Source organism: Mycobacterium sp., from assembly GCF_019243155.1.
In the GTDB taxonomy this organism is placed as follows: Bacteria; Actinomycetota; Actinomycetes; order Mycobacteriales; family Mycobacteriaceae; genus Mycobacterium.
This window is the reverse complement of the sequence record NZ_JAFAUS010000499.1, coordinates 1-16068: the sequence shown is the minus strand read 5'-3', so window position 1 is coordinate 16068 and position 16068 is coordinate 1. Positions and strand designations below refer to the sequence as shown.

At 67.0% G+C, this 16068-nt stretch carries 17 protein-coding genes; 10 read left to right on the top strand and 7 right to left on the bottom strand.

Annotated features, from left to right (window positions below; all coding sequences use genetic code 11):
* From JOZ00_RS25195 to JOZ00_RS25170, 6 genes are all read right to left on the bottom strand, one after another.
* The coding region (locus JOZ00_RS25195; protein ID WP_293349703.1) for a phosphate ABC transporter ATP-binding protein at positions 1 to 683 on the bottom strand (683 nt) is incomplete at its 3' end.
* A 13-nt stretch (positions 684 to 696) separates the two neighbouring features.
* Positions 697 to 1611, bottom strand: a complete 915-nt coding sequence (pstA, locus tag JOZ00_RS25190; RefSeq protein ID WP_293349700.1) for a phosphate ABC transporter permease PstA — start codon at positions 1609 to 1611, stop codon at positions 697 to 699.
* Entirely contained in the window at positions 1608 to 2651 is a 1044-nt protein-coding gene (gene pstC / locus JOZ00_RS25185) for a phosphate ABC transporter permease subunit PstC (RefSeq protein WP_293349715.1), read from the bottom strand. The genes pstA and pstC overlap by 4 nt, the downstream gene beginning before the upstream one ends.
* 44 nt (positions 2652 to 2695) lie before the next feature.
* Positions 2696 to 3811 carry a phosphate ABC transporter substrate-binding protein PstS gene (gene pstS / locus JOZ00_RS25180; protein WP_293349697.1) on the bottom strand — a complete coding sequence of 372 codons (1116 nt, stop codon included), beginning with the start codon at positions 3809 to 3811 and terminating at the stop codon, positions 2696 to 2698.
* 156 nt (positions 3812 to 3967) lie between these two features.
* Positions 3968 to 4891, bottom strand: a complete 924-nt coding sequence (gene mshD, locus JOZ00_RS25175; protein ID WP_293349694.1) for a mycothiol synthase — start codon at positions 4889 to 4891, stop codon at positions 3968 to 3970.
* Positions 4888 to 5652, bottom strand: a complete 765-nt coding sequence (locus tag JOZ00_RS25170; RefSeq protein ID WP_293349691.1) for a response regulator transcription factor — start codon at positions 5650 to 5652, stop codon at positions 4888 to 4890. Before JOZ00_RS25170 ends, mshD begins: the two co-directional genes overlap by 4 nt.
* Before the next feature lie 178 nt (positions 5653 to 5830).
* Between JOZ00_RS25170 and lmeA the strand changes: the two genes are divergently transcribed.
* The 8 genes from lmeA (at position 5831) to JOZ00_RS25135 (ending at position 13501) form a co-directional block, all read left to right on the top strand.
* Entirely contained in the window at positions 5831 to 6643 is an 813-nt protein-coding gene (gene lmeA, locus JOZ00_RS25165) for a mannan chain length control protein LmeA (protein WP_293349712.1), read from the top strand.
* A 54-nt stretch (positions 6644 to 6697) separates the two neighbouring features.
* Positions 6698 to 6787, top strand: a complete 90-nt coding sequence (locus tag JOZ00_RS27730) for an Ms5788A family Cys-rich leader peptide (RefSeq protein ID WP_366022405.1) — start codon at positions 6698 to 6700, stop codon at positions 6785 to 6787.
* Positions 6788 to 6912: 125 nt separating this feature from the next.
* Positions 6913 to 7395, top strand: coding sequence for a DUF4395 domain-containing protein (locus tag JOZ00_RS25160; RefSeq protein WP_293349688.1), 483 nt, complete (start codon positions 6913 to 6915; stop codon positions 7393 to 7395).
* A 13-nt stretch (positions 7396 to 7408) separates the two neighbouring features.
* Positions 7409 to 8242 carry a sulfurtransferase gene (locus tag JOZ00_RS25155; protein ID WP_293349685.1) on the top strand — a complete coding sequence of 278 codons (834 nt, stop codon included), beginning with the start codon at positions 7409 to 7411 and terminating at the stop codon, positions 8240 to 8242.
* A 1-nt stretch (position 8243) separates the two neighbouring features.
* Positions 8244 to 8546: a DUF1416 domain-containing protein gene (locus JOZ00_RS25150; RefSeq protein WP_293349682.1), complete on the top strand. Its 303-nt coding sequence runs from the start codon at positions 8244 to 8246 to the stop codon at positions 8544 to 8546.
* 199 nt (positions 8547 to 8745) lie between these two features.
* Complete coding sequence (locus tag JOZ00_RS25145) at positions 8746 to 9402, top strand: FABP family protein (protein ID WP_293349679.1); 657 nt, start codon at positions 8746 to 8748, stop codon at positions 9400 to 9402.
* A gap of 98 nt (positions 9403 to 9500) precedes the next feature.
* Positions 9501 to 11876: a hypothetical protein gene (locus tag JOZ00_RS25140; protein ID WP_293349676.1), complete on the top strand. Its 2376-nt coding sequence runs from the start codon at positions 9501 to 9503 to the stop codon at positions 11874 to 11876.
* 131 nt (positions 11877 to 12007) lie between these two features.
* On the top strand, positions 12008 to 13501 hold the full coding sequence (locus JOZ00_RS25135; RefSeq protein ID WP_293349674.1) for a sensor domain-containing protein: 1494 nt from the start codon (positions 12008 to 12010) through the stop codon (positions 13499 to 13501).
* Positions 13502 to 13742: 241 nt separating this feature from the next.
* Here JOZ00_RS25135 and JOZ00_RS25130 read toward each other — a convergent pair whose 3' ends face one another.
* On the bottom strand, positions 13743 to 14609 hold the full coding sequence (locus JOZ00_RS25130; RefSeq protein ID WP_293349709.1) for an aminodeoxychorismate lyase: 867 nt from the start codon (positions 14607 to 14609) through the stop codon (positions 13743 to 13745).
* 86 nt (positions 14610 to 14695) lie between these two features.
* Between JOZ00_RS25130 and JOZ00_RS25125 the strand changes: the two genes are divergently transcribed.
* Together JOZ00_RS25125 and JOZ00_RS25120 are read left to right on the top strand one after the other, a co-directional pair.
* The gene (locus JOZ00_RS25125; protein ID WP_293349672.1) at positions 14696 to 15799 is read left to right on the top strand and encodes a folate-binding protein YgfZ; all 1104 of its coding nucleotides are present in this window, start codon (positions 14696 to 14698) and stop codon (positions 15797 to 15799) included.
* A gap of 144 nt (positions 15800 to 15943) precedes the next feature.
* On the top strand, positions 15944 to 16068 hold a 125-nt coding region (locus JOZ00_RS25120), incomplete at its 3' end, for a DUF3073 domain-containing protein (protein ID WP_293349706.1).

The window sequence follows — 16068 nt, the reverse complement described above, 5'->3', positions numbered from 1 at the left end:
GGCTTTCCGACGGCTTCCAGGTTGAAGAACGCCGTGTAGTCACTCACCCGGGCGGCCTGCTGCATGTTGTGGGTGACGATGACGATGGTGTAGTCCTGCTTCAGCTCGCTGATGAGCTCTTCGATGGCCATCGTGGAGATCGGGTCCAGCGCCGAGCACGGCTCGTCCATCAGCAGCACATCGGGCTGCACGGCAATGGCCCGTGCAATGCACAAACGCTGCTGCTGACCGCCGGACAACCCGCCGCCGGGGCGGTCCAGCCGATCCTTGACCTCGTCCCACAGGTTCGCGCCGCGCAGCGAGTATTCCGCCGTATCGTCGAGCACCTTGCGGCTGCGCACTCCCTGCAGCTTCAGGCCAGCCACCACGTTGTCGCGAATCGACATGGCGGGGAACGGATTCGGCCGCTGGAACACCATCCCGATCGCCCGGCGCACGCCGACCGGGTCGACACCGGCGCCGTAGATATCTTCGTCGTCGAGGAGCACGCTGCCGTCGACCCGGCCGCCCGGGACCACCTCGTGCATCCGGTTCAGCGTCCGCAACACCGTCGTCTTGCCGCAGCCCGACGGGCCGATGAACGCTGTCACGCTGCGGGGCAGAACCGATAGCGTCACATCCGCGACCGCGTGAAACGCGCCGTAGAAGATGTTGACGGCTTTGAGGTCCAACCGCTTGGCCACTTAATGCTCCTGCCTATGCCTTCTTGGCGCCAAGGAATTTGGCTGTCACCCTGGCCCCGATGTTGATGGTGGCGATCACCAGGATGAGGGTTAACGCCGCACCCCACAACCGATCGGTGGGCACCGGGTTGATGCCCGCGCCTGCGGAGGTCTGGTTGTACATCATGCCTGGCAGCGTCCCCATGAACCCACTGAAGATGTTGAAGTTCATCGATTGTGCATAACCGACCAGAATCAGTAAGGGGGCCGTCTCGCCCATCACTCTGGCCACAGCCAGCATGATTCCAGTGACGATGCCCGACAGACCGGTGGGGATGACGATCGAGGTGATGGTCTTCCACTTCGGTAGCCCCAGGGCGTAGCTGGCTTCTCGGAGGTCCACCGGGACGATCCGCAGCATCTCCTCGGTGGCCCGGACGATCACCGGGATCATCAATAAAACCAGCGCCAGCGAGACCGCGAAGTGGGAGCGGGGAAGCCCCAGCGTTGCCACCCACACCGCGTAGATGAACAGGGCGGCGATGATCGAGGGCACTCCGGAAAGGATGTCCACCATGAAAGTGGCCAGTCTGCCCAGCGGGGTGTCACCGCCGTATTCGACCAGATAGATCGCAACCATCAGGCCGATCGGGATGGAGATCGCCGCGCAGACCAATCCCTGCAGCACGGTGCCGACGATCGCGTGGTACGCGCCGCCGCCGGCCACGAACGCCGTCATGCCCGCCTGCGAATGCGACCACCACACCGTGGACAGGATCGCGCGGAATCCTTTGGCGACCACCGACCACAGCACCGCTATCAACGGCGTCACTGCGATCACCATCGACAGCGACACCAGCACGGTCGCAACGTTGTTCGCGATACGGCGGCGCCAGCTCAGCGCCGCCAACGTCCGCGATTTGACGGGGCGATCCAACATCGAGTTCATCGGTCGCCTCTTCTGCTGCCGGTTCCGGCGACGGCGCCACGCGCGGCGGCGTCGACCAGAAAGGTGAGCACGAAGAGCATCAGCCCCGCGGCCATGTAGGCCCCGGCCTCGTATTTGTCGTCGAATTCCGACGCGGCGGCGGCGATCTTGGTCGCGAAAGTGGAGCCGCCGTCGAACAGCGACCAGCCGAAGGCCGTCTGGGTGCCGCGCACGATGATCAGCAGCGCGATCGTCTCGCCCAGCGCCCGCCCCAGCCCCAGCATCGCGCCGCTGATGAACCCCGTTCTGCCGAAGGGCAGCACGATGGTCCGCACCACCTCCCAACGGGTGGCGCCGAGGGCCAGCGCCGCCTCGATCTGGTCCTGCGGCGTCTGGACGAACACCTCCCGGGTGACCGCGGTGATGATCGGCAGGATCATGACCGCCAAGACGATTCCGCCGGTGAAGATGGTGCCCCCACCCGAGGGCGAGGCACTGCCGTCGGCGAACAGGAAAAACCAGCCCAGGGTGTGACTGAGCCAGTCGGCGACCGGTTGCAGCTGCGGCGCCAGCACGTAGAGGCCCCACGCGCCGTAGACGATCGAAGGGACCGCGGCCAGCAGGTCGACCGCGTACGATAACGACCCGCCGACGCGGCGCGACGAGTACTGCGTGACGAAGATGGCGACGCCGAGCGCCACCGGCATGGCCAGGGCCAGCGCGAACAGCGAGACGAACACCGTGACCTGCAGCAGATCGGCGATCCCGAAGTGCATCGCCGAGGTGTTGGTGGTGATCCAGTTGCCGCCGTAGCTGAGGAAGTTCTCGCGGTTGCGTTGCAGGGCCGGCGTCGAGCGCCACAGCAGGAACCCGGCGATCGCGACGATCACGGCAACGATGAACAGGCCGGAAGCCTGCGCCAACCTGCGGAATATCCGGTCACCCACATGCGGACGAGAGCGTCCCCATGGGCTGATGGGGACCACCGGTGACTCGGGGAAGGGCGCGGCGACGACCGCGCCGGAACCGGCATCGATTGGATTTGGCGTTGTCACTGTGATCCCGTCACAGTTCTACTGTCGCTCCTTGAACCCGAATCGGTTGGTTATTGCATCGCGTTGATCGCGGTAACCAGTCGCTTCCTGACTTTATCGGGCAGCGGAACGTAACCGGCCGCGGACAGGCCGGTCTGTCCGCTGTCGGCGGCCGTGGACAGAAACGACTTGATCGCGCTTGAGGCATCCGGGTCGTAGCCCTTGGAGCAGACGATTTCGTATGTGGCCAGCACCAGCGGGTATGCGCCCGGTTCCTTGGTGGAGTACATCGCATTGAGATCGAGCACCAGGTCGTTGCTGTCGGCGACGAATTTGGCCGCCTTGACGGCGTTGCCGGCCGTGTCGTTGTTGAGCGGGACCACGCCGCCGCCGGTGGATATCTGGGCGTAGGGCATCGCGGCCTGGTCGGCGAAGCCCTTTTCGACGTAGCCGATGGCACCCGGGGTGGCGCGGACGGCCTGAATGACGCCGCTCGACTTGGCAGCGCCTTCGCCCACACCTCCCTGAAACTCGGTGCCGACTCCTTTGGCCCAGCTCTGGGGCGCGGAGACCGTCAGGAATTTCTGCACGTTGTCTGTGGTCCCCGACGAGTCCGTCCGGTAAATCGGGGTGATCTTGGTGTCGGGCAGCGCCGCGCGGGGATTCAGAGCGGCCAGGATCGGGTCATTCCAGGCCGTGATCTTGCCGCTGAAGATCTTGGCCATCGCGTCGCTGTTGAGCACCAGCCCGGCAACGCCGGGAAGGTTGTAGGCCAGTGCGATCGGCCCGAAAACCAACGGCAGGTCCCACGCCGGGTTTCCGTCGCAGCGTTTGGCGGCGGGACCGATCTGGTCTGCGACCAGCGGGGAGTCCGCGCCTGCGAAGTCAACATGGCCCGCGATGAACTGCTCACGGCCCGCACCCGATCCGGTCGGGTTGTAGGCCACGCTCTTGCCGGGGCAGTTCTGGCCCCACACCTGGTTGAACAGCGCCATCGCGTTCAGCTGTGCGGTGGAGCCCTCCGCGGTCAGCTGGTTTTTGCCGCTACAGTCCGCCGTCCCACCGGAACCGGAGCTGCCCGCCGAGGAAGCGCCGCGATGGTTCTGGTCGCTGCCGCAGGCCGTCAGCGTCGCAGCACCGATCGCCAACGCCAGCGCGAGCGCCCCACCCTGCTTGTCGAGCCTCACGTATCTCGCTTTCCTGACGCACTTTGCACCCGCTGCGGCGCCGAACTGGAATCTCCCCAAGGAGGAAGTTGCCAAGTCACCGGGAAAATATGCGGCGGGTCCACAGCAAGCTCTAGTTAGCAGGCGCAGGTGAATATTCGGCATACGCCGCGTCGCTCAGCCGACGTTGGGCGCGGCGTACGCGGTGTCGACGCTGTAGGTCGTGAAGCCCAGGCCCTGGTAGGTCCGGACCGCGGCGACGTTTTCCGACTCCACGTAGAGCATCACGGTCGGGTCGTCCGAGTCGTTCAGCCGGCCCGCCAGGAACTCGATACCGACGGCCGTCAGTAGCTTCCCCAGCTTGCGGCCCTGCGCCGACGGGTCGACACCGACGACGTAGACCTCCCCCAGTCCGGGCCGATCGAGATGAACCTTGGTCCAGTGAAAGCCCAGCAGCGACCCGGAATCGTCGAACGCGAGGAACAAGCCCGCCGGGTCGAACCACGGTTCGTCGCGCCGCTCCGCCAGCTCGACCCCGGTCCAGCCGCCCTGCTCGGGGTGTTCGGCGAACGCGGCGTTGTTGACCCGAAGCAGCTCGGCGTCGTCGGCCGGCCCGGCGTAGGTGCGAAGCCGCACCCCCGGCGGGGGTGAAACCGGGGCGGGCCCCTCACGCAGCGAGCGTCGCATCTGAATCAGTTCCCGCACCGGGACCACACCCAGCGCCGACGCGGTCGCCCGAGCCGAATCGAGTGTGCCGTGCGCCCAGAAGTGGTTGCGCCCAGCGGTTTTGGCCAACGCCGCCCGCCCCATCGACGTCCCGATACCGCGCCGCCGCGCCTGCGGGTGCACGACCAGTTCGGCCATTCCGGCATCCCCGTCGCGGGGCGGACTGAGATTGAGATAGCCGACGATGCCTGCGATTTCGGCACCCGACGAAGATCCCGGGATCAGCAGATGCTCGGTGCGCTCGTGCCCGAGCTCGCGCAGCACCTGCTCGCCGACCGGCGCCACTCCATCGAATTCCGTTGCGGCGGAAACGAGTTCGCGCACGCCTCGCTGCTCATCGGCGGTCAGCGCCGACCGCCAGTCGGGCGAGGTCACTGAGTGCGCAGCGGATCGGCCAACGGTTCTTGCAAGTCCTCGGAGTCGGACTCGGCGTCGTCGGCTGCGTCGACCGCGACCGGCGCCCGGCCGCGCGCCGGACGGACCGCCTTGTAACCGACATTGCGCACCGTGCCGATCAGCGCTTCGTACTCCGGGCCGAGCTTGGCGCGCAGCCGTCGCACGTGCACGTCGACGGTGCGCGTGCCGCCGAAGAAGTCGTATCCCCACACCTCGTGCAGCAACTGCGCGCGCGTGAACACCCGGCCGGCGTGCTGGGCCAGGTATTTAAGCAGCTCGAATTCCTTGTAGGTCAGGTCGAGTGGGCGGCCCCGCAGCCGCGCGGTGTAGGTGCCTTCGTCGATCACCAGCTCGCCGAGGCTCACCTTGCCCGCGCTCTCCTGATCGGCCAGTCCGCCGCGACGGCCCACCACTAGCCGGAGCCTGGCGTCGATCTCGGCGGGTCCGGTGGTGGGCAACAGGATCTCGTCCAGCCCCCAGTCGGCGCTCACGGCCACCAGGCCGCCCTCGCTCACCACGGCCAGGACGGGAACCGACCGGCCGGCGGTGCTCAACAGCCGGCAGAGCCCGCGCGCCGACGACAGGTCGGTGCGCGCGTCGACGAGTACTGCGTCCGCGGTTCCGGCCTCGAGCAACGAGGACGGTTCCGGCGGCGCCGTCCGGACGGTGTGGGGAAGCAGCGACAACGACGGCAGGACCGGATCGGGATGTAGCTCAGGGGTCAGCAGTAATAGCTCCAACGGGTCCCTCCTGCTCGGGGGAACGGCATCTCCCAAATTCACAGCGCCATTACGCGTTAGTTACCAGGTCATCTAACGATAACGTGCTACCTGGTTATTTGGCGTGGCGTACGGGGCCAGTGTGATTCCCGCCACGGCGCGACCGGCGGTTCGCGGCGGCCTGTCGTTACGACACAATGTGCAGGTGCGCAAGCTATTGCTCGGTGTGCTGACAGCGACGATCGTGGTGGTCGTGGTGGCTTTCGGCGCGCTCGGCGTCGATTACGGGACCAGCATTTACGCCGAATATCGGCTGTCGTCCACCGTGCGCAAGGCGGCCAATCTGGGTACGGACCCATTCATCGCGATCGTGGCGTTCCCGTTCATTCCGCAGGCGATGCGCCGCCACTACAACCAGCTGGAGATCAAGGCCAACGCCGTCGAGCACGCGATGACCGGCAAGGCCACCCTGGAAGCCACGATGTATTCGGTGGATTTGACGTACGCCTCCTGGCTGATCAAGCCCGATGCGAAGCTTCCGGTGGGCAAGCTGGAGAGCCGCATCATCATCGACTCGACGCACCTGGGCCGGTACATGGGCATCGACGACCTGATGGTCGAGGCGCCACCCAAGGAGACGAACACCGCCACCGGCGGCATCACCGCGTCGGGCGTCTCGGGCAGCCACGGGCTGGTGTTCAGCGGCACGCCGAAATCCGCCGGCTTCGATCGTCGGGTCAGCATGTCGGTGGACCTGTCCATCGCCCCGGACGACCAGACGACACTGGTCATCACCCCGACCGGTGTCCTCACCGGAGGTGACACCGCCAACCAAACCGTTCCCGACGACAAGCGGGACGCGGTGTTGCACGCCTTCAGCGCCAGACTCCCCAATCAGCGACTCCCCTTCGGCGTAACGCCCACCACCGAGGGTGCGCGCGGCTCCGACGTCATCATCGAAGGCATCACATACGGGGTGACCGTCGCCCTCGACGGGTTCAAGCAGTCGTAGGCCCGAAGAACCGCGGTTGGCCTGATCACCGGGTCATTAGGTAAGCTGACCGACGTGCCAGCCCGCCTTGAGCCCATGCTCACCCAGCGTCGCGCAGTCGATCTGTGCCGCACCCCGGGCTGTTGTTGTTGCTGTAGCTGCTGAGTAGCCGCGCACTCCCGCGTAGCACTCGGAGCTGCCCCCCGGAACTTTGCCGTGGCACGTCTCCACTTCGTCCTCTCGAATAGCAGGCAGTTTTCAAAGCAACAGGCATATCAAGGAGCACTACCGTGTCGAGCAGCAACAACACCCAGCCCGCAGGCGTTGACGTGCGTGGACCGCGGTTTGCCGCCTGGATCACGACCGCGGTCTTGATCGTTGCGCTCGCCGTCTCGGCCGCCAGCCCGCTGGCGGCCGCTTTCATTTTGGGTGTGCAAGCGGTGATTTTCGCCATCGGCGCCGCCGCCGGACCGCGCAAGCATCCCTACGGCCGGCTGTTCGCCCGCATCGTGGCACCCCGGCTTGGGCCGGTCGCCGAACGCGAGCCGGTCGCACCGCTGAAATTCGCCCAACTCGTCGGCCTGATCTTCGCGGCGGTCGCGACGGTCGGCTTCGCCGCCGGCGCCTTCCTGCTCGGCGTCGTCGCCACCGCCGGCGCGCTGGTCGCCGCGTTCCTGAACGCGGCCTTCGGCATCTGCCTGGGATGCCAGCTCTACCCGCTGGTGGCACGCCTACGCGTCCCCGCCCGACCCGCTCTTAACGAAAGCAATTGAAAGGAATCCCCGCATGGCACGCTCCGACGTCCTGGTCTCTCCCGACTGGGCTGAGAGCAATCTCGACGCCGCAGGTGTCGTCTTCGTCGAGGTCGACGAGGACACCAGCGTTTACGACTCTTCCCACATCCCCGGCGCGATCAGGCTCGACTGGCGCACCGATCTGCAGGACGCGATCAAGCGTGACTTCGTCGACGCCCAGCAGTTCTCGAAGCTGCTGAGCGAGCGCGGGGTGTCCAACGACGACACCGTGGTCCTCTACGGCGGTAACAACAACTGGTTCGCGGCCTATGCGTACTGGTACTTCAAGCTGTACGGCCACGACAAGGTCAAGCTGCTCGACGGCGGCCGCAAGAAGTGGGAGCTCGACGGCCGCCCGCTGTCCGGCGACGCCGTCAGCAGGCCCGCGACCTCCTACACGGCGGCCGCGCCCGACAACAGCATCCGGGCGTTCCGCGATGACGTCATCGCGGCGATCAATGTCAAGAACCTGGTCGACGTCCGCTCCCCCGACGAGTTCTCCGGCAAGATCCTGGCGCCCGCGCATCTGCCGCAGGAGCAGAGCCAACGGCCCGGCCACGTCCCCGGCGCGATCAACGTGCCGTGGAGCAAGGCCGCCAACGAGGACGGCACCTTCAAGTCCGACGAGGAGCTGGCCAAGCTGTACGCCGACGCCGGGCTGGACGGCACCAAGGAGACCATCGCTTACTGCCGGATCGGTGAGCGTTCGTCGCACACCTGGTTCGTGCTGCAGGAATTACTCGGGCATCGGAATGTCAAGAACTACGACGGCAGTTGGACGGAATACGGCTCCCTGGTGGGCGCCCCGATCGAGTTGGGAAGCTGATATGTGCTCTTCGCCGAAGCAAGGACTGACGTTGCCCGCCAGCGTCGACCTGGAGAAGGAAACGGTGATCACCGGCCGCGTCGTCGACCGTGACGGTCAAGCGGTGGGCGGCGCGTTCGTCCGCCTGCTGGACTCGTCCGACGAGTTCACCGCGGAGGTCGTCGCGTCGGCCACCGGTGACTTCCGGTTCTTTGCCGCACCGGGATCGTGGACGCTGCGGGCGCTGTCCGCGTCGGGCAACGGCAACGCGGTGGTGGCACCGTCGGGCGCCGGTGTCCACGAGGTCGACGTCAAGATCGCCTGACACACCCGCTGCCCCTGACCACATCGTCGCGGGACGAATAGACTCGTGCCCGTGGTGCTGTTCTTCGAGATCATGCTGGTCGTGGCGGTCGTGGTGATTTCATGGTTCGCCCTGTACGTCCTCTACCGGCTCATCACTGACGAATCGTGACGGGCGCCGGCGACGATCCAGAGCGCAGCGATGGGGAGGAGCGGCGCAATTGACTTCCGACGAACCCTTCGGCTCCGGCACCTCCGGCGACCGCGCGGTCGCTGCCGCCGCTGAGCGCGCCAAGCTGACGGCCGGCCGCAATATCCCCGCCTTCGACGATCTGCCGCTTCCCGCCGATACCGCGAACCTGCGCGAGGGCGCCAACCTGGACGATGCGCTGCTGGCGCTGCTGCCGCTGGTCGGGGTGTGGCGCGGCGAGGGCGAGGGTCGCGGCCAAGACGGCGACTACCGGTTCGGCCAGCAGATCGTGGTTTCGCACGACGGCGGCGACTACCTGAACTGGGAGGCCCGCTCCTGGCGGCTTGACGAGACTGGCGACTACCAGGACCGCGGCCTGCGCGAGACGGGTTTCTGGCGCTTTGTCCGCGACCCCGACGACCCCAGCGAATCCCAGGCGATCGAGCTGCTGTTGGCCCATTCGGCCGGCTACGTCGAATTGTTCTACGGCAGGCCACGCAACCAGTCGTCGTGGGAGCTGGTGACCGACGCGCTGGCCCGCAGCAGGTCGGGCGTGCTGGTCGGGGGCGCCAAACGGCTCTACGGCATCGTCGAAGGCGGCGACCTGGCCTACGTCGAGGAACGGGTGGACGCCGACGGCGGCCTGGTACCTCACCTCTCGGCGCGGCTCTCGCGGTTCGTCGGCTAGCGGCCCGCCGCGAATCGTCGCGGCTGATCTTTCGGCGTGTTCTGTTCGACGTCCGAGCAGGCGATGGTCGACGATATTCCCCAAAGGAGGTCGGCCGGATGCGTCCCAAGCGATCACCCTCGCCCGTATTGCGCTGGGCGGTCACCGGGATCGGCCTGCTGCTCGTCGCATATCTGGCCGTCTTGGCGCTGCGCCCGTCGATAGTCGATGCGCTGCCGTCATGGCTGGGGTGGTTCGGCCGTCCGGGGTCGATGGCGACGCTCGCGATCATGGTCGCGTTGCTGATCGCCGCCTGCGTGCTGACCTTCCGCTCGGAGGGCAGCCATCGTTTGGTAGGCGTTTCGTTCACCGTGATTGCAGTGCTCGTCGGCATGAGCGCGGTGCTGGGCCTCAGCGCGTACTGGGGCTGTCACGACGCCAACCATCCGGCCTTCTTCACTCCGCTGATGGCGACGGCCCAATTGATGAAGGGCAGTACCGGCGACTACTCCGTCGGCGGGCACACCTGCCCGAACCCCACACCGGCCGGCCTGGAGCTGGGGCGAATCACCGCGCTGGCGGCGATCTTCACGGGGTTGGGCGGCGTCGTCGTGGGCGTGTTCCGGTCCCAGGTGGACCGGTTGCGGGCCAACTACGCCGAGTCCGTCACCGCCGTCGTCGGGGTCGACGACGACACCCAGTCGATGATCAGCGGCATCGCGCAGAGGTCGGACCGGCGCAGCACCCTGGTGGTCATCACCAACGCCGGCGACGACCGCGTGCAGCGCGCCCGCAGACAGGGTGCCCGAGTCGTGTTGGTGGACTTCAACAATCTGTCCACCCTGACCTCACTCCGGTTGTGGCGCAACCTGTCACACCTCTACCTGATGGCGCCCGACCCGGCGATCAACCTGTTGTGGCTGGAGCGGATCGGCAGGCGGCTCGCCGAGATCGGCCACAGGCACCGGCTGCCCCTCATCGTCCGGATGGACGACCCGTGGCTGGCCGAGGCGTGGCGCGCCCAGCAGTTCGGTGGGTCGGACACCCGCTGGGCCGCCGACGTGGTCGGCAAATACGAGGTGACCGCCGGCCGGCTACTGGACGGCATCATCGCGACGGGGGTGACGAAGCGGGTATTGGTCTGCGGCACTTCGCAATTGACGCTCGCGCTGTGCGCCGACCTGACGCAACGCGCGCTCGAGCGTGACTTCCACACCCCGCCCGACGCGGCCCCGCTGCCCGCGCTCACCCTGATCGAAAGGGACGCCGAAGAGTACCTGCGGGATCACGAGTTCTACCGCCGGCAGGCGGGATTCATGTCGGAGGGACCGGCCATCGACGCGATCGCGGAGGCGCCGACGATACCGACCCTGCTAAAGCTGATCGACGATGCCGACCCCGCGGTCTGCGCCGTGGTTCTGGTGGATGCCCACGCCACCACGACCGGTACCCGGCTGGCCGCCCGCTTCCCCGAAATGCCCGTCTACGCAGCCGATCTCAACTCCACCATCGCCGACGATTCAATCCAGGTCGTCGGCATGCTGCAGTCCTACTCCCTGGTCCTGGATACCCGCGAGGGCCAGGTCCAGGACGCCTGGGAGCGCGCGTCGAGGCTGATCCACGAGCGCTACGTGTCGACGATCGACTCGCAGTCGCCGCGGTCGCCGGCCGCGATGCCGTGGGCCGAGCTCAGCGAGTTCTACCGTGGATCGAACCGCCGCCAGGTCCGCAACGCGCTGTGGATGGTCGAACAGATCGCCGGGCACACCTGGAACACCTGGGGCAGCCCGCCGGCGCAGCTGTCCGGCAGCGACATGGCGGGATTGCCGCCACTGGACCAGCTCGCGCTGATGGGTTTCGACCAATTTTCCGCGATGAGCATGGCCCAAGCGGAGCACGAGGACTGGTGCCGCTATTACCGGCGCAACGGCTGGAAATACGGGTCGCCCCGCGATGATTCGCACAAGATCCACGACAAGCTGGTCGACTGGTCGGTGGTCGAGAGCACCCCGGAGATGCTGAACGCCGCCGTGCGCAGCCTGGCGGGGACGTTGTGGAGCTTGCGGCAACTGGGCTTTCGGTCGCGCCCGCTGTGGCAGTCCTTCAGCCGGGTCGGGACCGTCGCCGCCCAGCGGCGAGACCGACCCTGGACGTGGACCTCGGATTCCGGGGACAAGATGCGCGCCAAGGCCGGCGACTGGGCGGTGCAGGCGGACGGCAAGGTGTGGTCGGTGCGCGACGACATCTTCTCCGACACCTACGAGCCGGCCGGCGACGGGCTGTGGCAGCGCAAGGGACGGGTCCAGGCCCGTCCGGCGCGTCCCGGCGAGACCATCAACACGCTGGAGGGGCCCACGAGCGCGGCCGACGGCGACTGGGTCGTCCGGGGATCCACCGGCGAGCAATGGCCGGTTCCCGGAGACGAATTCGCGCATCGCTACACCGAATTCCATCCGGCCGAAGAGGTCGCGGTCGATGATGGCGACAATCGATGAACCGCTGACCGAAATTGCGATGAAATTTGCCCGTTCCGACGGGGTCCGACACTGATACGGTATCGGCGCGTGGACAACTGCCGCACGCAGACTTTCGTGTCGTTTGTTCGCCTCTCACGCTAGGAGCTGCGATGGCGCTGTTCATCAGCTATTCGAGCCAAGACCGGTCGACGGTCGATGCGCTGACGAATGCCCTTCGGAAAGGCCAACAGCAGGTGTGGTTCGACCAGGAGCTCGGCGGTGGCGAATCCTGGTGGAACAAGATCCTCGAGCAGGTCCGCTCGTGCGACGTGTTCATCGTCGCGCTGTCGAATAACTGGTTGCAGTCCAAGCCCAGTCAGGCCGAATTGCGCTATGCCCAGGCGCTGAACCGGCCGATCCTTCCCGTTCGAATCGGCGATATCGACAGCATGCGCGTGAATCCCCTTGCCGCGTTGCAGATCATCGATTACCGCGAGCCGAGCGTTGACGCCGGCATCCAACTTGTCACCGCTGTGCACGCGCTGCAAAGCAAACCCGTGCCGTTGCCGGAACCGCTCCCCGAGGAGCCGCCGGTGCCGTTCGGCTACATCACCCGGCTCGGCAACACCCTCGCCGAAAAGGAGCTCAGCCCGCAGCAGCAGACGCAGCTGCTGATCGAACTGCGGTCCGGACTCGACGAGGACGGCGACGACCCCAGCGCCCGAAGCGACATCGCCCAACTGCTCCGGATGTTGCGGCTGCGGCACGACATCACCTATCGCAACCGGACCGAAATCGACAACGTGCTGGCCGAAATCGAGGCCAAGAACAGCGGTTCGGAGGGCGGAGCGACAACAGCGGCTGCCGAGGCACAGCCGGCCGCGGTCGCCGCCCCGACGCAACCCAGCCGCCCGGCAACCGGCGCCGCGAGTGGCGCGGGCGCGCCTGCGGGCAAATCCAACAAGCGGCTCATGATCATCGGCGGCGCCGCCGTCGCGGTCATCGCCGCGATCGCCGTCGTCGTCGTGCTGACGACGCAGGGGACGTCCAAGAAGTCGTCGGCGCCGGCCGGCGATCATCCTCAGACCGGCGCAGCGGCACCGCCGGGCCGGTTGGACGCGATTCTGCTGGGGCCGCCGGAAGTCGCCACGATCATGGGTCTGCCGAGCATCGAGATCAAAGACCAGACGCAGCAATTGCGTCCACCCAGCGGGTCGCTGTCGAATCTGGAATGCCTCGGCGCGTTCGAACCCATCGAGGAGTCCGTCTACACGGGCAGCGCCTCCAGGGCGGTGCGCGGCCAGCTGCTGCGGACGTCGGATTACGACTTCAGGGTCCAGCAGGCGGCGGTGGCTTTTCCGAATGCCGAGAAGGCGCAGGCCTTCGTGACTGCGTCTGCGGACAAATGGAAGGCGTGCGCGAACAAATCCGTGACGATGACCACCGACCGGGATCGGGTGTTTCGCTGGACCTTCGGGAGCGTCGCCGGGGCTCCGCCCACGATCAGCCAGTTGCGCACTCCCGCGGATCCGGCCAGGCCGTCCTGCCAGCGAGTGCTGAGCGCGGTGTCCGACGTCGTCCTCGACGTCGAGGCGTGCGCGGTGGGCGCCACCGATCAGGCGAGCCGGCTCACGCAGAAGATGACCGCCAAGGTGCAGGCCTGACACAGACCCTCGACATGGAGCGGCCCCCGAGCCAATCTCCGGTTGGACAAAAACCGGAAGCTCGGGGGCCGGGTAACTGCGGGGAATTCGCCAGCGCACATCGCTGACTCTTCCGAGCCGGTGCAGCTAGCGCGCAGCCACCTCACATGTCCATGAAGCTATCAATTTCTCGGACCACCTCCCTTCTTGTGTACGGCCGACCGTACCCGCGATGCTGCGAGCCGACAACAGAATTCAGCGCTCAGCGATCACTGACGATCGCCGAGTCCACCAGTTCGGCGAACTCGGCGGCCAGCGGAGACCTGAGCAGGTGGCGACCGTCGAGGGTGTGCACACGGGCGGCCAGGGTCATGCTGGAGACCAGCCAAATCCCTTGCGCAACTTGAAGATCGGAAACCCGCAGCGCGCGGAAATCGCAGTCGTATCCCTTCGACCGCGCCACCTCGAACAGGGCCTGTTGGGTGGTGCCGCGCAGAATCGGATACCACGGCGGCGGCGTGAGCAGGCAGAGGTTCCCGCCGGCGCCCGTCTCGGCGGCGATCACCACCGTCGACCGCGGGCCTTCCAATATGTAGCCATCGGAGCTGACGAAGATGACGTCACCGGCACCTTGGCGGGCGGCATGACGCAACGCGGCCATGTTGACCGCATACGACAGCGTTTTGGCGCCGGCGAGCAGCCACGGCATGGTGTCGATACCTGCGGCGGACAGGCCGCGATCCAGAGTGATGGCGGCCAGCCCGTCACGCCGAACCGCGGTCACGCGCTCGGGGACGGGGTGGACCATCACGTAGGCGGTCGGCGGTGGCCCGCTCTCCCGGCCGCGGCTGTAGACCAGCCGCATCGCCCCTTCGTCGGCGGTGTCCGCGGTCCATTGCCGGGTGGCCAGCTCGATCGCGTTTCGCCAACTCGACAGATCGGGCGCGGGCAGATCCGTCATCCGGGCCGACTGGGTCAGCCGCTGCAGGTGCGACTCGACGAGGCAGGCCCTGCCGTCGCGGACCAACAGTGTCTCGAAGACGCCGTCACCGCGCAGTGCCGCGAGATCGTCGGCGCTCAGCAGAGGCGTGTCCGGCGAATGCATTTCGCCGTCCAGTGTGATGATCACTCCCGCCTGGCCCGCCATGAATGAAAAGCCTATCGGCAGCCGATCCGTAGAGTTGACGCAGAGCCACGTGAGGAGGAGCGGCGCACATGAACGCAGTCCCTGCACCCGAATCCGGACCCGACGCCGGCGCCGCCTGGCATTACGGCGATCCGCTGGGCGAGCAGCGCGCGGCCGAGACCGACGCGGTGCTGGTGGACCGCTCGCACCGCGCGGTGCTCACCCTGACCGGGAAAGACCGGCAGACGTGGCTGCACAGCCTGACCACCCAGCACGTCAGCGAACTTCCCGACGGCGCCAGCACACAGAATCTCAGCCTCGACGGCCAGGGTCGCGTCGAAGATCACTGGATCCAGACCGAGCTGGGTGGTGTCACCTACCTCGACACCGAACCGTGGCGGGGTGAGCCGCTGCTCGGGTACCTGCGCAAGATGGTGTTCTGGTCCGAGGTCACCGCCGACAGCGCCGACATGGCGGTGCTCTCGTTGCTGGGACCGCGGCTGGCCGACCGGGCGGTGCTCGACGCGCTCGGCTTGGACGCGCTGCCGGCCGTTCGGGTCGCGACCCCTAGCGGCGGTGGCTTTGTACGGCGAATGCCCGACTCGACCAACGGCCAGATCGAGCTCGACCTCGTGGTGCCGCGCGCCGATGCGCCCGACTGGCAGAGCCGCCTGAGGCAAGCAGGAGTGCGGCCGGCCGGAGTGTGGGCGTTCGAGGCCCACCGCGTCGTCCACCGGGTCCCGGCCCTGCGCCCGCGACTCGGCGTCGACACCGACGAACGCACGATTCCGCACGAGGTGGGGTGGATCGGCGGGCCCGCCGAAGGGGCCGTTCACCTGGACAAAGGCTGCTACCGCGGACAGGAGACGGTCGCGCGGGTGCACAACCTGGGGCGCCCGCCCCGGATGCTGGTGCTGCTGCACCTGGACGGCTCGGTCGACCGGCCCGCGACGGGTGACGCGGTGCTCGCCGGTCCTCGCTCGATCGGCCGGCTCGGCACCGTAGTCGACCACGTGGACCTGGGGCCGGTGGCCCTGGCTCTGGTCAAGCGCGGACTCCCGGTGGACACTCAACTGACGACCGGTCCGCAGGGTTCGGTCGCCGCGATGATGGACGTGGATTCGGTCCCACCGACCGAACAGATCGGCGCGGGACGGCTTGCCGTTGAACGGTTGCGGGGCGGTGCTGGATAATGAACGACAACGTCCGCCACGGCGGGCAGGGGGGCCGACGCTCATCCGTGAGGCACGGTAAACTGTCGGCAGGACAATAACGACACCAGGAGATCGGAGCCGCCTAGTTTAGGCCGCTCCGTTATTGCGCGAGGGGGTTCCCCCATGGGCCGCGGCCGGGCTAAGGCAAAGCAGACCAAGGTTGCTCGAGAACTCAAATACAGTTCCCCGCAGACCGATTTCCAGCGGCTTCAGCGCGAACTGTCAGGAACGGAGGGCGAGGAGTCCAG